The following is a 19,419-nucleotide window of genomic DNA, read 5'->3' on the forward strand; positions in this document are numbered from 1 at the left end:
AGTTTGTACTCAAAAATGTTGACATTCAAGCTTGATTTACCTTATCCTGTAATTGCTCAGTTTTCACCTGTGTTGTTACCTAACGTTTCTTTGTTTGGCAAAAACCGCACTAAAACCGAGCTAATGATACTTGTTCCCTTATTGTAATGCCTGACGAATATATCAGGTGAATCGAAGCATGAGTCAGTTATTTTGCAGTCTTGTCGTAATGAATATTGGGTAAGCAGTTAAAAGTTAGTCAAGAATAAAAGTTTCAACTGCTTTTTATGCCAACCAGTCTCCTTTGGGATAAACCAAATGAGATAGATGCTAATTTAGCTCTATTTTGTTTGGTTTTTTCTTTAGATATACATCTGCATTTTTTTAGGAGGAAATTTCACCAATGAATAAGTTATTTGGAAAAGCCGATCGCGGAAATAATTCTTTGGAACATGAACCAATTGTTTTTGATGTCAGTCGGTTGCGCGATGATGAACGTTTAGAATTTAAATATGACCATAATCACCAACTAATTGCTGTACAAAAAATTAAACTTTCTCTATTTAAAGAACCTATAGAAGGTTTAGCGGAAACTGATATTCCGGCTGGTGGTTCTGGAAGAATTTTTTATCAAGGAACTTCTTGGAAAGCGCGATCGGAAGCAGAAGTTCCAATTAGTGCTGGACAAATTGTTTTAGTAAAAGCGCGATATGAACTAACTTTGTTTGTCGTTCCCGCATATTCCCTTTAATCTCAAAATACTCAATTTTCATAATCATTTTTGCGTAAAGGGTTGGGAAACTTATTAAAGTATCTCAACCATTTTAGTGTATTTCGGTTTTCCAGACGCTCTAAAGCTTCTATTGCTAAAGTAAAATTTGGTTGAATTTGAACTGCTTTTTTATAAGCACGGATTGCGGTTTCATAATCTGCTAATTGTTCTAACATTTTGCCTCTACCATACCAAGCTTCATGGTGTCTATCTTTCATTTCTGTAGCTTTTTGGTAGGCTTTTAATGCTGCTTCGTAATTAGATAAAGCCTCCAACATTTGTGCTTTGCCGTACCAAGCTTCATGACAACACGCTTTTTTGATGGTAATGGCATCTTCATAAGCGGCTAAAGCTGCTTTGAACTGCTGTAATTTAGCTTTGATATCACCAATTCCACATTTAGCTTCATAATATTCTGGTTGAATATGTAAGGCTGCTTCGTAAGCTGCGATCGCCTTTTCCCAATCTTCTAAAGCCAACCAAGCTTTCCCTTTAGCATACCAAGCTTCGGCAAAATCCATCTTGATTTGTAAAGCTTTTTCATACTTATTAATCGCTGATTCATACTGATGCAATTCTATTAAAACATTGCCGATTTCATAGAAAGAGTTATAATACTTCGGATTAATTTTGATTGCTTCTTGAAAAGATTCGATCGCCTCTTGGTATTTCCCCCACTTCGCTAATGCTTTACCCTTTTGATGCCAAGCTCGATAAAACTCTGGCATTTTTTTGAGGATTTCGTTGTAGGAGGCGATCGCTTCGGCAAACTTTTTCTTAAAACATAAAGTATTTCCAATTCCTAACCAACTATCAGATAACTTTTTCCAAGCTCTCAATGCTTCCGTCGCTGATTGATAGCGTTCTTCCCAATTAGGAGAAATCATTTTATCTAAAATATCTGCCATTTCGGGAATAATTTCTGGAGATTTTTCTTGCCAAGCATTGCGCCAATTAAACTCTTTTTCTCCAGCATTTATACGTTGCTGGATCAATCTCGGAGGTAATCCTGTTAACCCTTGAATCCCCATCATACCTACAGCATAAAGATCGCTGTTTAACTTATGATTACCTTGTTTTTGTTCCGGTGCAACATAACCAGAAGCACTAATTTCCCAAATCGATGCAGCAGAATTAGTAACAGTATTAATTTGTTTAATCATCCCAAAATCAATTAAAACTAACTTCTCATCTGCTTCCCTTCTCAGTAAATGCTGACAGCTAAGATTGCCATGAATTATATTTTGTTTATGCAAAACTGCTAAAACTTCCAAGATTTCGCGCAATAATTCATAAACTCTTCCCATCGATAAAGCTTGTCCAGTTATTAGTTCTTTTGCTAAACTATTACCTGGAATAAATTCTAAAATTAAATAAAACTGTTGGTTAACTTCAAAGTGATTTAAAAGAGTTGGGAACTCAGGATTTTTTGCTAACTCATATAAAACTTTTACTTGGCTTTTAAATATCTCTCTCGCGGCTGGCAATGCCGAAGTTTCAAGATTTTTTAACTGAAATATTTTGACAACACATAATGGTTTATCCTTGGTATCTTCATCTCTCGCTAAATAAGTTTTACCAAACATTCCACTTCCCAAACTTTGAATAATTTCATATCTCCCCATTAACCGCGAATTAGGAGTAATGTTTTTAGTTTGGCGTTGCGGTTTTGCTGGTGGTGGATTGACAGGTTTTTCCCTCAATTCTGGCGGGTTTTCCGGCAAGGGTAGGGTAGCTTTTTTCCCCAATTCTGGCAGCTTTTCCGGTAATTTTGGCAGTTTTTTTGGTAAAAGTAGACGAGGATTTTTTACTAGTGATGGTAATTCTTCTGGTTTGGGAATTGGGACTTTATTTAAAGCTGTTAGTGCTTCTATTGCTGATTGGTAGCGATCGCGAAAATAAGAACGCACCATTTTTTCTAAAACAACTTCTAATGTTTTACTAATTTTTGCTCGATGCTTCCAAACAATTTCCGCTGTGTGAGGATCTTCTTCTAATTGATTAACAGATAGCCCAGTAAGTGCCTGAATTCCCATCATTCCAACAGCATAAATATCGCTGCATAATTTCGGACTACCGCCAGCTTGTTCGTTAGGCATATAACCCGGAGTACCAACTGTCATCGTACTTTTTATGTTTCGCGGGGATGCACCTAAATTATCTTTAACTGCGCCAAAGTCAATTAATACTAATTTGCCATCAGCTTTCCGTCTAATTAAATTTTTTGGATTGACATCTCGATGAATAATTCCTTCTTGATGAACAAATTCTAAAATTTTTAATACTTCTTTTAAAAACTGGATAACTCGATATTCACTCCAAGTCTCACCTTCTTTTATCTCTTTTTTTAAATCATCTCCATTAATATATTCTTGAACTAAATAAAACTCTTCTTCCCTCTCAAAATAAGTGTACAATTTGGGAATTTGAGGATGAATCCCTAACTTTTTCAATGCTTCCGCTTCCCGTTCAAATCGCATCCTTGCTTTCTCTAAAACATCTGGTTCATTGGAAGGAAGCATGATTTTTTTCACTACACAAGGCGAGTTTTGGGGTTCAAATTGATCTTTAGCAAGATAAGTTTCACCAAATCCTCCCCTACCTAATTGCTTATACAAAAAGTAGCGCCCCTGAATAAGTTCCCCTATCATGATTTCTATCCAGAAGTTGCTAAAATTTCAAGATCTTCTAAAGCTTGTATTGCCGAAGGATAGCGTTTACGCCAATCATTATGTACCATTTTGTCTAAAATGTTGGCTAACTCCGGTCTAATTTTGACTTGATTTCGCCAGATTATTTTCCTAGTATCTGGATCTTCTTGAAAATTAATTGGATGTACTCCTGTTAACATTTGAATTCCCATAATTCCCAATGCGTAAATATCACTAGAAAGTCTAGGCTTACCATTAGCTTGTTCGTCAGGTATATATCCCGGAGTACCTACAGCTACGGTTAGCTGAGTTTGTCCTTGAGCATCAACTTGACATACTTCTTTTACTGCTCCAAAATCAATTAAACAAAGATCCCCTTTGACATCCCCGACTTCTTCGAGAAGTTGAGGATCTAAAGTATGGCGACGTATTAAATTTTTAGGATTGATGTCACGATGGATTATTTGATTTTGATGTACAAATACTAAAATTTCGAGGATTTCTCGGAGTAAGGAAATTACTTGGAACTCTGAAAAATTTTTCCCTTCTTCAATTATTTTATTTAGCTCTAATCCATCAATGAATTCCTGCACTAAGTAAAAATATTGTTTTTCTTGGAAATAAGCAAATAGAAAAGGAATTTGGGGATGTTCTCCTAAACGGTAAAGTACTTTTGCTTCCCGTTCAAATAATTCTCTAGCTTTGTCGCAATAACGAAATATGAGTTTTTTGACAACGCATTTAGGATTGTCGGGAAGATGTTGATCTTCAGCTAAATAAGTTTCACCAAATCCGCCTTTACCTATTAGTTTTACGATTTGGTAACGTCCACCGATTATGTCTTCAGCTTCAACCATATAGTTACATAGCAAATCAGTTATCTTAGTTTTTCTTTCTTAATCTTATAAATTTATTGGGTTATTTAACTCAATGAGCGTTAAGTTATTTAGTTTTGCAGTTAAGAAACTTTTCCTCTGAGAGTCGGGAAAAATTAGTCTTTGACGATCGAGGTGGTGATTATTAAGCACATTTCAGACTCAGTTTATGTATGGTACGTAACCAAAGCTCACAAACTGAGTTACATTTGTTCCGGTGACGATCGCCCGAAATACATTGATATACATACCTATAAGAACAGTGTGGCACAGAATTTCTCACAATACCAGCCCCACTGGGGAAGCAGGGAAGCAGGGAAGCAGGGGAGCAGGGGAGCAGGGGAGGAGAAAAACCACAATGGCAAAATTCACCTAACTTAACTCTTTTTACCTGAGTTTGGCAGCTAGTAGTTACAAATTCTCTTGATTTACAAAAAAAGTCAAAATAAATTTACAAAACATTTTTGGGTTAAACAGAGGATTTTAGAGTAAAAATGATTCAAATAAGCAATTTTAAGTTTTGAGCTTTCTCAAAAAAAATATTTAACCGTATTGCTTTTCATAGCTTTAATTTATGAAGATTTACATGAATATTTAAGAAAATCGGCCAAAAATTTTTTGTTTAGATATGTTGAGAATGTTAATTTTGCGCTACGATTCAATTACTCACCTAGATGCGATCGCGCAGGATGCAGGCCACCCCAAAAGGATGCCGAGCGCCTGTGAGTTAAACCAGGTTACTCATTGCAGTAGACTGTGAAAAGGAACGACCTATCGCTCCGTTATCGATCGCATCCCCAGCCGAAAGACCAAGTTTGCCAAAACTAAAGTCTGACAGCTGGAAAGCGACTAACGAACGATTAGAACGAACCTTTTCAATTTGCGAATGCCGCACACAATGGGCCAACAGCCAACGATTGCAATTAATCATCTAGGATGTGAAAAAAACCGCATCGATAGCGAACACATACTGGGACTGCTAGTACAAGCAGGATACCAGGTTGACAGCAACGAAGACTTAGCAGATTACGTGATTGTAAATACGTGCAGCTTTATTCAAGCAGCACGGGAAGAATCCGTGCGTACCATTGCTGAATTGGTGGAGACTGGCAAAAAGGTAGTAATCACCGGGTGCATGGCGCAACACTTCCAAGATGAGCTACTCGAAGGTTTCCAAAAACAAGAAAACCAGACAGGAGAAGCAGTAGCCGTCGTCGGTACTGGTGATTATCACAAGATTGTCAATGTAATTCAGCAAGTACAGCAAGGAGAAAAAGTTACCGAGATTTCCCCAGCGCCGACTTTTATAGCTGACGAGAATATTCCCCGCTACCGGACCACACCAGAAGCAGTAGCTTATTTGCGGGTAGCCGAAGGGTGTGATTACCGCTGCGCGTTTTGTATTATTCCCCATTTGAGAGGAGATCAGCGATCGCGTACAATAGAATCGATCGTTGCCGAAGCCAAGCGACTGGTAACGGAAGGCGTAAAAGAAATTATCCTGATTTCCCAAATTACCACTAACTACGGAGTGGACATTTACGGCGAACCAAAGTTAGCAGAACTACTGCGAGCCTTGGGAGAAGTAGAAGTACCGTGGATTCGCGTACATTACGCCTATCCCACCGGATTAACTCCAAAGGTAATTCAAGCCTTTCAGGAAACAGCAAACCTGTTACCCTACTTAGATCTTCCCTTACAACATTCTCATCCCGAAATTTTGAGAGCCATGAATCGTCCTTGGCAAGGGCGAGTAAATGACTCAATCATTGATAGAATTAAAGAGGCGCTGCCACAGGCCATTTTACGGACAACCTTTATCGTTGGGTTTCCGGGAGAAACAGAGGAGCATTTCCAGCACCTAGTACAATTTGTTCAGCGCCACGAGTTCGATCATGTAGGTGTATTTACCTTCTCTCCAGAAGAAGGAACCCCAGCATACAGTTTGCCGAATCAATTATCCCAATCTGTGATGGATGAGCGTCGGGATATCCTGATGCGAGTTCAACAACCTATTTCCCAGAAAAAGAATCAACAATCAATTGGGAAAATAGTAGATGTCCTAATTGAGCAGGAAAACCCCAGTACTGGGGAATTAATCGGTCGCTCAGCCAGGTTTTCACCAGAAGTCGATGGACTAGTCTACGTCACGGGTAATGCCGCACTGGGTTCAATTGTCAGTGTAAAAATTACCGACGCAGACATATACGACCTCTACGGTCACACAACTAGCTAATAGCTATTTAGCGAATGGCTAAAAAACAAGACTAGTGGTAACTAGCCATTAGTTCTTAGCGAAAAAAAACACCTATCAACTAACAACTTATCAAACGTAAAAGCAAATTCATGACTATAACTTTCAAAAACTTAGGTCTTTCAGAAACTCGCGTTCAACAATTAGAAAAAATGGGTCTGACTACCCCGACTACAATTCAAGCTCAAGCGATTCCCCATTTATTAGCTGGGCGTGATGTAGTCGGACAATCTCAAACCGGAACTGGTAAAACAGCTGCTTTTTCTTTACCAATTCTGGACAGAATTGACCTGAATCAAAAAAGTGTACAAGCGTTAATTCTGACTCCTACCCGTGAATTAGCATTACAAGTAGGTAATGCAATTCGTGACTTCAGCGGTAATAACAAGGAGATGCCGACGAAAGAAGCACGGAATTTATGGGTATTGCCAGTATATGGTGGTCAAGCAATTGAACGCCAAATCCGGCGCTTGCAACAAGGCGTGCAAATCGTAGTCGGAACACCCGGACGGGTAATTGATTTGTTGGAACGCGGAGATTTGAAGCTCGACCAAGTTAGCTGGTTAGTATTGGATGAAGCTGACGAAATGTTGAGTATGGGCTTTATTGATGATGTGGAAAAAATCCTCAAGCAAGTACCTGCTGAACGGCAAACAGCTTTCTTCTCTGCTACCATGCCACCAATGATTCGGGAGTTGATTACTAAGTTTTTGCGATCGCCAATCACTGTTACAGTAGAACAACCAAAAGCGGCACCGAAGCAAATCAACCAAGTAGCTTACATGGTACCCCCAGGATGGACAAAGGCTAAAGCACTTCTGCCAATCTTGGAAATGGAAGATCCCGAATCTGCTTTAATCTTTGTTCGGACTCGGAAAGCGGCTGCCGATTTGACTAATCAGTTACAAGCGGCTGGTCACAGTGTAGATGAATATCACGGCGACCTCAACCAACAAGCAAGGGAACGGTTATTATTCCGCTTCCGTCAGCGTCAAGTTCGTTGGGTAGTAGCTACTGATATTGCTGCTAGAGGTTTAGATGTGGATCATCTAACTCATGTGATTAACTACGACTTACCTGATAGCGTGGAAAGCTACGTTCACCGCATTGGTCGGACAGGTCGTGCAGGTCGTGAAGGAACAGCAATTTCTTTGATTCAATCTTTGGATCGGCGCAAACTGCGGTTAATTGAACGGCACGTCAGACAAAGTTTGAAGATTACTTCCATTCCTACCCGTTCTCAAATTGAATCACGTTACTTGGAAAAATTGCAAGACCGAGTACGGGAAGCATTAGCGGGTGAACGGATGGCTTCTTTCTTACCGATTGTGGCGCAACTTGGCGAAGAATATGAGGTACATACGATCGCTGCTGCGGCGCTACAAATGACTTACGATCAAACTCGTCCCGCTTGGATGCGTTCAGAAAATTACACCGCTGAGGATGAAGCGGCAATTCATGGTAAACCTAAGCCGATTCTGAAGCGGAGCAAATCTTCTGCTGCACCAAAGAAAGTAGAAATCGAAAGCAAGAAATAATCAAGGTAACAGGTAACAGGGGAAAGTTTTGAGTTTTAAGTTTTCATGGCAACTCATAACTTAACTCTCAAAACTAAACTTGTTACCTTGTTTGAGGAAATTATCTTCCAGGCTGAGTTAAGTTTGGCAGAAAATCAGAACCTGTGAAAGCAGGTTCTTTTTGTTTATTCCTTTTGCCTTTTGCCTTTTATTCTCTGCCTTCTGCTTTCTGCTTTCTACTTTCGGCGATAAATTGTTTCATTGATTGGCGGCTATTAATCATAAATTTATGCCAAAAACCGGGGTATAAATCGTCCATTGTTTTAGTTATTGCCCAAATTTCCATGCCAATCAAGTTGTGTAAAGAGCGATCGCTTTTTTGTAATTCTTCCAGGTGTTGAGCAATATTTCCCAAAGTTTGAGTGTCAGGAACCACTTGGTTCTTTGGTTCAGGAGGTTGATGAAGTTTTAACTCTAGCATAGTCAGGAACTCTCAATCAGCGAATTTAGATAAATCTATGCCCAAAAGCCATTGCAGAACACCCCGCCTAAAATGAGCAACAAGCAAACCATCCGCGTCGATCTCTACTTGGGGCTAACATGGCAACACAGATCTACTACTTATCAGTTCTCAGTGCTGACCTTGTTAACCCAGGAAATTGATTCGCAAGGTTTACCTGGACTCTATTTAAACTAATTTTTAGCACTATTTTTACCTATTGCACCTAACGAGGAAAAAATTTTACCATAGCTTGATAAAAGCTCGAGAAAATTAAAATACTCTTGTGAAACAGCAAGATTTTTCGTTAACTGTTTTATATAATACAAATTAAAGTGGTCGGATCGTACTTTATAAAAATTTATAATTTTTGGTAAAAGTAGTTCTTAGCATACATTACTTATACTTAGGCAAGTTCATGCCTAAAATTAAATTTAACTGCTATAACCAGTATATTCAGATATTATTCAGCTAGGAACCATGAAAAACAAATGATAATAATTGTTAATAGGAGCCAGGTGGGTATATGAAGTAAATCTAGGAGGCTTAAAGGAATGAATATTAAAACTTGAGTGAAAAAAGCACCACCAATCATTAAGACTATAAGTAACATAGCTATAGGCATAATATCTACCATTTCAGTAAAGACAAATTCAATTATAGCAAAGCAACCATATTATTCTCTAACGCTGAAATACTTATGTTACTAGGAATTAATTTGAAAGCAAATCCCCGAAAAATTGGTAAATTAATCTTCATTTATTCATTCTTATCAAGCTTGTGGTTTTTATTGACTTCACAAGTGTTTACTTTCTTAGTCAGAAACAATCTGACTTGGAAATATTTACACATAGCTGTAGATTGGGCTTTCGTGCTTTTTACTGCTTGGTTATTGTATCATTCACTTGGTCAGTTACAGCGACAGTTACAACAAAGTAAAGAAGCATACTATAGCTTATTTAATTATACGGTTGAAGGAATTTATCAAGTTTCACCTTCCGGGATTTATATCAATGCTAATCTGGCTTTAGCACATATTTATGGTTATGAACAATCGGAAGATGTCATAGCTAATTGTACTTGGCAAACCTTAGATGTTGACTGCAAAAAACGGACAGATTTCATTAATAAATTGTCTATAAATGGTAGTGTTTCTGGAGAAGTTTTTGAAATTTACCGTCAGGACAAAAGTATTATTTGTGTGGTGGAAAATGCCTGTGCTGTCTACGATCATTTGGGTAAATTACTGTACTATCAAGGAACAGTTCAAGAAATAAGTAATAATTCAAATTCTTTAGAAGGCGAAGAAGAATTAACAGAAGATAGTAATACTATATTGATAGCTGTGATTGAAGGGATGAGTGATGCTGTATTTGTCAAAAACCATCAAGGCAGATATTTGATGATTAATGAACCTGGGGCGAGGTTCTTGGGAAAGTCTGTTAATCAAGTTTTAAATGCTTACGATTGGGAATTGTTTCCTCGGGAGGTAGCACAAAGAGTTAGGGAGAGCGATCGTCAAGTATTAGCCACAGGGGAAACCATCACCTATGAGCAAGATGCTATTATTTTGGACAAAAGTAATTTGCCTGTGTCTCGAAATTTTATAGTTAGTAAAAGTGTTTATCACAATTCTGAAAGTAAAACTTTAGGATTGATTTCTATTGCTAAAGATATTACTGATTATAAACAGGTAGAATCAGAAAAACATCAACTATTAGAGCAACTAAAAAAAGACATTCAGGATTTAGCAGCGTTAGCTGAAGCAACGACAAATGGATCTAATACTATAGACTTAGAAAAATTACTAGATACATTATTACAGCAAATTGTTGAAGTTTTAGAGGCAAATACAGCTGTAATTTTACTAGAAAATAATGGTTTGTTGCATTATAGAACTGGAGTGGGAGTCACGCCTGAAATTAGTAATTATTATGAAATGCCAGTAGGTGAAGGATTTGCAGGTAGTATTGCTAAATGTTTGGAACCACGTTATGTTAGAGATAGTATAAATGAGCCAACTATAGAAGTATTAAATGCAGTTTCTTTGACCTTTATTTTAGAGCAGAGAATTCATACAATGTTGGGTGTACCACTCAAACGCAACGGTAACTGTATTGGTGTAATTCATTTGGGTTGGTGCGAGATTCATCCGTATAATGAACGAGAAGTACATCTTTTAGAAATTACAGCTGAACGCTGTGCAATGGCGATCGTGAACACTGAACTTTACGAACAAACTCAAAGATTGCAGAAATTACGCCAACTACAAATTGAGCGAATGCCGATCGGATTTATTCTTACCGATCCCGACTTTCATTTTTTAGATTGGAATCCCGCTGCGGAAACTATTTTTGGTTTTACGAAAGAAGAAATTCTAGGAAAACATATATTTACCATTGTTCCCGAATCAGCAAAAACTAACTTTGGTATAGTTTTACTGCGGCTAAGTCAAGGAGATATGACGGCTCATAGTATTAATGAGAATATTACCAAATCAGAAAAGACCATTATTTGTGAATGGCGGAATACTCCACTTCAGGAAACCAATGGCACAATTTATGGTCATTTATTCATGGTACAAGATATCACTGAGTTGAAAAAAGCGCAAGAAGAAAGATTGCGTTACGCTTTTTACGATCCGTTGACGGGATTACCAAATCGAGCTTGGTTTTTAGAACATTTAGGTAAAATTTTACAACGAATAACTAAAGCTTCACAGGAAAATAATCAAGCAAATATTTCTCATTTTGCTGTCCTTTTTCTCAATTTAGACCGCTTTGAAATTGTCAAATCTAGCTTGGGACACTTAATTGCAGATCAATTGCTAATTGCGACGGCGCGACAGTTAGAAAATTGTTTGCGCCCCATGGATAAAGTTGCTTATTTAGGTAGAGATGAGTTTGCAATTTTATTAGAAGATATTCCCAATTCTCAGGTAGCGAGGGAAATAGCTAACCGAATTTATCAGCAATTAAGTTTGCCTTTTAATTTGGATGAGCATGAGATATTTTCCACTGCTAGTATTGGGATCGCTATTAGTACAGATTTGTGGAATTCACCTGATTATCAGCGTCCAGAAGACTTTTTGCGAGCAGCAGATACGGCGATGCACGGGGCGAAAGGTGGTAGAACTCCGGTGGTATTTGAGCCAAATATGTATACTCATGCTTTGTATCGTTTGCAGTTGGATCGGGATTTACGAAGGGCGATCGCACTGATAGCTAAATCTAATAATGAAGCCCAAGAATTTGAATTATATTATCAACCAATAATCTGCTTAAAAACTAGTGAAATCAGAGGTTTTGAAGCCTTAATTCGTTGGAATCATCCCACCAGAGGACTAGTTTCCCCAGCTGAGTTTATTCCGGTTGCGGAAGAAAGCAGATTAATTATTGCGATCGGACAATGGGTACTAAGAACAGCTTGCCAACAATTGCGAATTTGGCAACGACAATTTCAGCGCAGTTTAACTATGAGCGTGAATCTTTCCGGGATTCAATTAGAGCAAGCTAATCTGGTTGCCCAAATTGAGGGAGTTCTGGGAGAAATTTGGATCGCTCCTAACACTTTGAAACTGGAAATTACAGAAAGTACTATTATGAGAAATACTGAATCTGTACCAACTTTGCTAGATCAAATTAAACAAAATAAGGTGCTGTTGGCAATTGACGATTTTGGTACTGGTTATTCATCTTTGAGTTATTTACATCGGTTTCCGATCGATACTTTAAAGATCGATCGCTCTTTCGTCAGTCGCATGAGTTCCGATGGCGAAAATTTAGAAATTGTCCGCTTAATTGTTACTTTAGCTCATACTTTGGGCATGGATGTCACCGCCGAAGGAGTAGAAAACCCGGAGCAAATAACTTTATTAAAAAATTTAGGTTGCGAGTATGGACAAGGTTATTTTTTCGCTAAACCATTAGATAAAAAAGCCGCTACCGCATTGTTAGAAAAAAAATTTGGTAACTCAAAAATTTAAAAGTTTATCAGTAAAAAAATTACGTTGTGAGGCTTCAGCGCCTTTCTTTGGCGCTGAAGCCCCACAACATACCTTTGCTCTTAAAGGTAAGTGAAATAACTACTTTGCAGATTTAATTCAGTGACATTTTCGACGATCGCAATTAGCTCATTCACCCCCGGAGTTTTTTGATAAATCGCGATTCCCTTTGGCATTCCTTCGGGAGTAGCAGCTACTTCGTAACTATTAGCAGAACCGCGCAAGACGATCGCATCTTCCATGTAATTAAAGTCAGCAATTACAGCATAATCGTTCATTCCCGAATCAATATTGTTGCCATCATTGTAGTAAGAATTTATCGGATCTCCTAAGACAAAAGTATCAGCTTCCGAACCACCAACTAAAACATCAACTTCGCCAATTCCCGGATTATAAGTATCAGGATTAATCCCAATTAAGCGATCGCTACCCTTATCTCCATAGAGATTATCGCTGCCATTATTACCGTACAAAACATCGTGAGCTTTGCCACCATAAACAGTGTTACTTTCTCGATCGCCGTAAATAGTATCATTGCCTTGGTTGCCATAAGTAGCACTTTTACCCTTGGTGTAAATAATGTCATCACCTTTATTTCCACACAGCAAATCTTCGTTACTACCAGCGTAAATTACATCATTATCTTGACCGCCGTAGAGAGTATTAATTCCTTCACCACCGTAAAGAGTATCTTCTCCTTGATTACCATAAACTTCATCATCTCCGCGATCGCTATAAAACAAATCCTTACCAAAACCGCCGTAAAGATTATCGCTACCAGCACCACCGTATAGCACATCATCCCCTTCTTCACCGTAGAGAGAATCATTACCTGTGCCACCGGAAATGCTTTCATTTCCTGCGCCTCCCTTCTGTTCAATAATCGGATAATCAGGAGAACCACCACCACCATCATTATCAAGAATAATGCCTAAACCTTGTGCATCACCAATTACAGCACCTTCAGGATTATTGAGGAAAATCGGGACAGTTTCATCAAATTCGGGTCGAGTATCATCGATGAGATTTAAACTAATTAGTTGTTTAGTTTGACCTGGTTCAAATACTATTTCACCTGCGGTGATAATGCTAGTTACATCAGGTCTGCCACCACGAATTTGACCGCGAATTTCATCGTTGGGAGAACCTTTAGTTTGCACACTTATATATAAATTAGTGTCTTCTCCCGCTGTTGCTGTTTGCAGAGATTCGGCAAATTCACTCAGAGAAACTTCTGCATCATCGGTAGTTTCCCAAACTCCAGTAATAATTGTTGAACCGTCGGCGTTAACGATCGCTTCCCAATCATCGGCATCTCGATCGCCTTGGGAAATATCTAATACTAACTCGTCATCTCTAGACCATCCAGAAGATATTTCTCGGCGAAACTCGATCGCAATTACATCATCATCAGTGTTCGCCGTTTGGGGTGCTTGACCTAACAAAGAACCAAAATCTAAACCGGAAAATTTTGTAGCATAAACTAGTGCATCTCCGGTTCTATTTAATTGGAAAAAGCCGAAACCATCAGCTTGTCGATCGCCTGTAAATACTGTTTCAAAAGCAGTATTACCATCAGAATTGGCGAAAGAAAAAGCGTAGTCTACTGTCACTCTTTGGTTACTCGGTTGGGAAAGAGTAACTTCATACCTTAAGAAATTAGAACTCTCAGAAACGGTGACATCACTAACAGAAACAGTTGGTAAATTACTTGGTTGTTCACCTGCGCCACCTTGGTTAGTTTCTTCGTTGGTGTCGTATCTATAACCAAGTTGAGCAGCGGAAATTAATTGTTCTGTAGTTAGTCCGTTAAAACTGAATAATGGGTCGTTAATTCTGGCACCTGGAATTTGTGAAGAAAAGGGACGAAAATTTGGGTTGTCTTGATTGGTTTCAATCCATTCAGTCCACAGGCGATCGATATTAGCATGATGTAAAAAGAACAAAGGATCGTTGGGCGAAGTTGCTTGGGTCATTTCGCCACCAACCCAAACGTGAGTTATATTATGTGGGCCTCTTTCTAATTCCCCAGAAAATTGCTCGAAGCTGGGTAAGTTGAGAATGCGATCGATCTGAGTTCTAGTTGGTAAGGTGGCTCGACCAGGAAAAATCGAATTGGGATTATCAACAATGTTGCTGCTGCGTTGCAAAAATAGCTCTGGATCTACTTGTCCATCGTTATTCAAGTCTGATGGAGTGCGGTAAGTGACAGCCCAATAACCCTGTTGATTTAATTGTTCCGGGGATAAGTTTCGTAGTTGAAAAGGTGCAGCACGAAATGGCCCAGTTCTAATGAAATAATTGTCTAGCGCATTCACAGAACCTCCCATGAAGTCTTCGCTAAACACAGCGGCGTTGCTGGCAGAGTCGCTGGAATCCCAATAGGGTAAAGTGATTGTGGGATCTACCGATCGCAAATCCGCTTCAAACCTTCGCAATAATTCCCGATGCCAAGGTAAAAAGACTAAGGATTGGTAATTTCCCATACTATGAACTGGTGCCACAGTAGACATTCCATCATGCAAGTGAACCATTCCATCATGGGAATGTAATCCATCCATCGCCAATTGATGCAATCTTACATAGTAGTCATAAGCATTAGGAACAGTTTCGTTAGTGTTAGTTATCGGATTAAAAACCGTGTAGGTAGAGGGGCGATTTTTTAAAGCTTTAACTGCATTAACGAAGCGTTGTTTTTCTTCTGAAGTTAAATCTTTAACATTCTTCCGCACTAACAAATTATCGCTCATTTGATTTATCCTGCTAAACTCCCTGACAATGGACTATTCAAACCACGAATATTGCTGGCATTCGCCACTTTCGGCGAACAATGCTAGTTAAAAAATATACATTAAAGCCAACACAACTGTGATTCAAGTAAGTATATGTCTGAGCTTTTGGCACTTATGCAGGAGTTTGCCGTTTGGAAGTAAAATTTTTCTAGTTTTTTCTATCTTTATTTAAGTAGGGGCGGGTTTAGCTGGAATCCTTGCTGTGTGAAAGATATACCAATCAAAACCCGCCCCCAAATGTACCGCATCCAAACGAGAGACGCTATATAAATCACAAAAAACCCCCTTTAGGGGGCATTTTTGCCGAAATGCTGCTGGTTTAAAGAATATAGAGCAGTAAGAATAGCACGATCCAAACAATATCGACAAAGTGCCAATAGACTTCTGCTGCTTCTACACCGAAATGGTTTTTAGAACTGTAGTGTCCTTGTTTGAGCGATCGCCACAGCACGCCCAAAATTAACAGAATCCCGAAACAAACGTGCATTCCGTGAAAACCAGTCAAAACGTAAAAAGTGCTGGCATAAAGATTAGTTTTCAAGCCAAATTCTAAATGACTATATTCATAAACTTGACCTGCTAAGAAAACTGCTCCCATAATTGCAGTAATCAAAAACCAAGTTCGTAAACTTGCCACATTATTGTTTTTTACCGCAGTATCACCCTTGTGAATCACAAAACTGCTAGCGATCAGAATTGCCGTGTTAATTCCTGGTAGCAACAACTCTCTTTCTGGAGTACCTTCAGGAGGCCAAACTGGAGCAACAGCACGAAAGGTTAAATAAGCAGCAAATAAACCTAAAAAGATCATCCCTTCCGCAATTAGAAATACAATAATGCCAAAAATTCGATGATCGGGATGTTCTTCGTGATGACTTGCTGCCTCAGCCGCACCATGATAATTTAGCGCAGTTTTAGACTCGTCAATTGCTGGAATTTGCATAATTTCCTAATTTTGTCATTGGTTATTGGTGATTAGCCATTGGTGCTAGTGTTTAGCTTTAAGTTTTGAATTGAGCATAAAATCCAACTCAAAACTCAAAACTATGCACGGGCGGGTTTTGTTTTAATTCTTCTGTTGTGATGATAGAATCATCTGCTAAACCCGCCCCTACAAATTAACTATTACCCAACGTCTACTTTAACTTCAGCGAGTAATTCTTCCACTGATTTATCTTCTTCAACTTCTTCAAAATCGATGCCGTAATCATAAGGGCCAGACCATAAAACTGGTGCTTCATGGAAGTTTTCTACTGGAGGAGGAGAAGTAGTCATCCATTCCAAAGTTAGAGCTTTCCAAGGATTACCAGAAGCTTTTGGCCCATAAATCCAACTCCAAACAGCATTAATCACAAAAGGAATTGTAGAAACTGCCAAAATGTAGGCTCCAACAGTAGCCATTAAATTGAGTCCGGCAAATTTGGGATCGTATTCTGCCACCCGTCTGGGCATACCTTCTAAGCCGAGTTTGTGCATTGGTAAAAAGCACAAATTAAAGCCAATAAATGTGAGAACAAAATGTACTCTTCCCCAAGTTTCATTCATCATTCTGCCTGTCATTTTGGGGAACCAATGATACAGTCCGGCATAGAGTCCGAACACGCTACCACCGAATAAAACGTAGTGCAAGTGAGCGACTACAAAATAGGTATCGTGAACGTGAATGTCAACGGGTACAGAGGCTAACATGATCCCACTTAAGCCACCAACGACAAACATGGAGACAAAACCCATGCCAAATAACATGGCACTATTCATGTCTATTTTGCCGCCCCAAATTGTGGCTAACCAGCTAAAGATTTTGATGCCTGTGGGGATAGCAATAATCATTGTGGCGATCATGAAAAACATTCTTAACCAAGCGGGAGTACCGCTGGTAAACATATGGTGAGCCCAAACAATTAACCCCAAAAAGCTAATTGCTAAACTGGAGTATGCGATCGCCCGATAACCAAAAATCGGCTTGCGAGCATGAACTGGCAAAATATCAGAAATCATCCCAAACACAGGCAGAATCATAATATAAACTGCTGGGTGGGAATAGAACCAGAACATATGTTGATAGACGATCGGATCGCCACCACCAGTCGGGTTAAAAAATGCCGTTCCTGCTACCAAATCAAAACTCAGCAGAATTAAAGCACCTGCTAATACTGGAGTGGACAGCAAAACTAATGCCGAAGCTGCTAACATTGACCAACAAAATAACGGCATTTGATGCAATCCCATTCCCGGAGTTCGCATCTTCAAAATAGTAACGAGAAAATTTACCGCCCCTAAAATTGAAGAAGTTCCTAATAGCAGAACGCTAAGAATCCAAATCAACTCACCCGCTTGACCATTAATTAAACTCAATGGTGGGTAAGAAGTCCAACCAGATCCAGCAGCGCCAACAAAGAAACTACTTAAAAGTAAAATTCCTCCAGGGGGAATCATCCAAAAAGCCACAGCATTTAGTTTGGGAAATGCCATGTCTTTTGCCCCTACCATTAAGGGAATTAAATAGTTACCAAATCCCCCAGTACCCGCCGGAACAATCCACAAGAAAATCATAATTGTGGCGTGGATTGTAAACAAGCTATTGTACAGTTCTCGGCTGACAAAATCGGAATCTGGTGTAGCTAATTCGGTACGTACAGCAGAAGCTAATACTCCACCGATCATGTAGAAAATAAATGTTGTTACAAGGTATTGAATTCCTATTACCTTGTGATCTGTAGAAAAGCCAAAGTATTTCCGCCAATCACCGCCAGTTTTAGTTTCGGCAGAATTATCTAAATTGGCTGATTCTGTTGCCTGAATTTGTGTCATAACAATTGCTATTTGGTGTTTGGTAGTTCGTAGTTGGTAGTTATTTTTTCTGTTTTTGAATTTTGATGCCAGCAAAAACAAAATTCCCTTACCAATCACCCACTACCCACTACCGATTACTTAATTAATGAGTGTGTAATTGGTGTAGAGTATCTGAATTAATTCCCATTTCTTGAGCGTAGGGAGTCAGAAATTCAGAAGTGGACATATTTGCGGGATTTACTGCTACTGCTTGATTTAAATTTTCTTGGTTAGCAGCGATTTGTGATTGCATCCAAGTATCAAACTCTTCTGGTGTTTCTACGATTACTTGAGTTTTCATTGCACCATGATAAGAACCGCAAAGTTCTGCACAAAGTACGGGGTAGGTTCCTGGCATTTTGGGAGTGAATCGCAGTTGAGTTTGTCTACCTGGAATTGCGTCTTGTTTCAAGCGAAATTCCGGTACCCAAAAAGAGTGAATTACATCATTTGCGGAAATATTGAGTTTGACTTCACGACCTACAGGAACGTGCAATTCTCCTGCGGTGACATTAGTATCAGGGTAATTAAATAACCAGGCAAATTGCAATCCAGTGACGTTGATGTTTAAATCTGGATTTTGACCTTGTTCTTCTGGGGAAGCGCCCACACCTAATGCTAATTGTTTATTTGGGGTGTTTGTAGGTGAGTCTGTTTCTTCGGGGAGGGTGGCTGCGATCGCTGCTCCTGACATCTTGCTATGATGCGCCATAGTACCATGAGCCGCCATTGGATCTAAACCACCCATCGAGTTATAAACTTCAAAACTGTAGACTCCAACTATGAGAATAATAACTGCGGGAATTGCTGTCCAGAGAATTTCTAAAGGTACATTACCATGAATTGGCGGCCCATCTGTGGGATCGCCGGGACGTTTCCGAAATTTGATGATGCTGTAAATTAAAACACCTTGAACTATCAGAAATAAACCTGTAGCAATGGTCATCATCATATTAAATAATCCATCTACCAAAGGTGCTTCTTCAGATCCCGCTTCTGGTAGTAAGTTATGATTTTGACCGTACCAAAGACTGACAAGGGTCAGTACAATTCCGGCAATGAGTGTAGTAATGTTGCTTGGGATTTTCACGACTAGTTATAATTGCTTGCTCTACTGCTTAGTTTGTTTGATTTGCTAGGAACCAAATTTGATTTGAAGCCGATCAAACATTAAAACAGATCCGTCTTGATTGTAGACAAGCTACCACCTATTTCGCTATTTGGTCTTTTAACAAGGTAATGCAA

General features: G+C 39.0%; 12 protein-coding genes. 5 read left to right on the top strand and 7 right to left on the bottom strand.

The annotated features are described in order from the left end of the window. Window positions 1-15 precede the first annotated feature (15 nt). A complete protein-coding gene (locus tag ACE1B6_RS23850) occupies window positions 16-147 on the top strand; it encodes a hypothetical protein (protein WP_413259771.1) in 132 nt (43 codons plus the stop codon). A 235-nt stretch (window positions 148-382) separates the two neighbouring features. After that, on the top strand, window positions 383-730 hold the full coding sequence (locus ACE1B6_RS23855; RefSeq protein ID WP_413259772.1) for an NfeD family protein: 348 nt from the start codon (window positions 383-385) through the stop codon (window positions 728-730). An 11-nt stretch (window positions 731-741) separates the two neighbouring features. On the opposite strand, the gene ACE1B6_RS23860 is transcribed toward ACE1B6_RS23855, so the two are convergent. Both ACE1B6_RS23860 and ACE1B6_RS23865 read right to left on the bottom strand, forming a co-directional pair. Next, on the bottom strand, window positions 742-3,402 hold the full coding sequence (locus tag ACE1B6_RS23860) for a protein kinase domain-containing protein (protein ID WP_413259773.1): 2,661 nt from the start codon (window positions 3,400-3,402) through the stop codon (window positions 742-744). A 5-nt stretch (window positions 3,403-3,407) separates the two neighbouring features. After that, window positions 3,408-4,259: a protein kinase domain-containing protein gene (locus ACE1B6_RS23865; RefSeq protein WP_413259774.1), complete on the bottom strand. Its 852-nt coding sequence runs from the start codon at window positions 4,257-4,259 to the stop codon at window positions 3,408-3,410. A gap of 916 nt (window positions 4,260-5,175) precedes the next feature. Between ACE1B6_RS23865 and rimO the strand changes: the two genes are divergently transcribed. Together rimO and ACE1B6_RS23875 are read left to right on the top strand one after the other, a co-directional pair. Then, window positions 5,176-6,513, top strand: a complete 1,338-nt coding sequence (gene rimO, locus ACE1B6_RS23870) for a 30S ribosomal protein S12 methylthiotransferase RimO (protein WP_413259775.1) — start codon at window positions 5,176-5,178, stop codon at window positions 6,511-6,513. A gap of 110 nt (window positions 6,514-6,623) precedes the next feature. Continuing rightward, on the top strand, window positions 6,624-8,069 hold the full coding sequence (locus ACE1B6_RS23875; protein WP_413259776.1) for a DEAD/DEAH box helicase: 1,446 nt from the start codon (window positions 6,624-6,626) through the stop codon (window positions 8,067-8,069). A 187-nt stretch (window positions 8,070-8,256) separates the two neighbouring features. On the opposite strand, the gene ACE1B6_RS23880 is transcribed toward ACE1B6_RS23875, so the two are convergent. Then, window positions 8,257-8,529 (bottom strand): hypothetical protein, encoded by a 273-nt coding sequence (locus ACE1B6_RS23880; protein ID WP_413259777.1) that lies wholly within the window; start codon window positions 8,527-8,529, stop codon window positions 8,257-8,259. A gap of 718 nt (window positions 8,530-9,247) precedes the next feature. Here ACE1B6_RS23880 and ACE1B6_RS23885 point away from each other — a divergent pair. Further along, window positions 9,248-12,532 (top strand): EAL domain-containing protein, encoded by a 3,285-nt coding sequence (locus ACE1B6_RS23885; RefSeq protein WP_413259778.1) that lies wholly within the window; start codon window positions 9,248-9,250, stop codon window positions 12,530-12,532. Window positions 12,533-12,612: 80 nt separating this feature from the next. On the opposite strand, the gene ACE1B6_RS23890 is transcribed toward ACE1B6_RS23885, so the two are convergent. From ACE1B6_RS23890 to coxB, 4 genes are all read right to left on the bottom strand, one after another. Next, window positions 12,613-15,300 carry a tyrosinase family protein gene (locus ACE1B6_RS23890; protein ID WP_413259779.1) on the bottom strand — a complete coding sequence of 896 codons (2,688 nt, stop codon included), beginning with the start codon at window positions 15,298-15,300 and terminating at the stop codon, window positions 12,613-12,615. 361 nt (window positions 15,301-15,661) lie between these two features. After that, window positions 15,662-16,285: a cytochrome c oxidase subunit 3 gene (locus ACE1B6_RS23895; protein WP_413259780.1), complete on the bottom strand. Its 624-nt coding sequence runs from the start codon at window positions 16,283-16,285 to the stop codon at window positions 15,662-15,664. Window positions 16,286-16,467: 182 nt separating this feature from the next. Further along, complete coding sequence (gene ctaD, locus ACE1B6_RS23900) at window positions 16,468-18,153, bottom strand: cytochrome c oxidase subunit I (protein WP_413259781.1); 1,686 nt, start codon at window positions 18,151-18,153, stop codon at window positions 16,468-16,470. A gap of 124 nt (window positions 18,154-18,277) precedes the next feature. Then, complete coding sequence (coxB, locus tag ACE1B6_RS23905) at window positions 18,278-19,264, bottom strand: cytochrome c oxidase subunit II (RefSeq protein WP_413259782.1); 987 nt, start codon at window positions 19,262-19,264, stop codon at window positions 18,278-18,280. Between the last annotated feature and the right edge of the window lie 155 nt (window positions 19,265-19,419).

Origin of the sequence: Floridaenema fluviatile BLCC-F154, from assembly GCF_041929135.1 — a bacterium.
GTDB classification, from domain to species: domain Bacteria; phylum Cyanobacteriota; class Cyanobacteriia; order Cyanobacteriales; family Aerosakkonemataceae; genus Floridanema; species Floridanema fluviatile.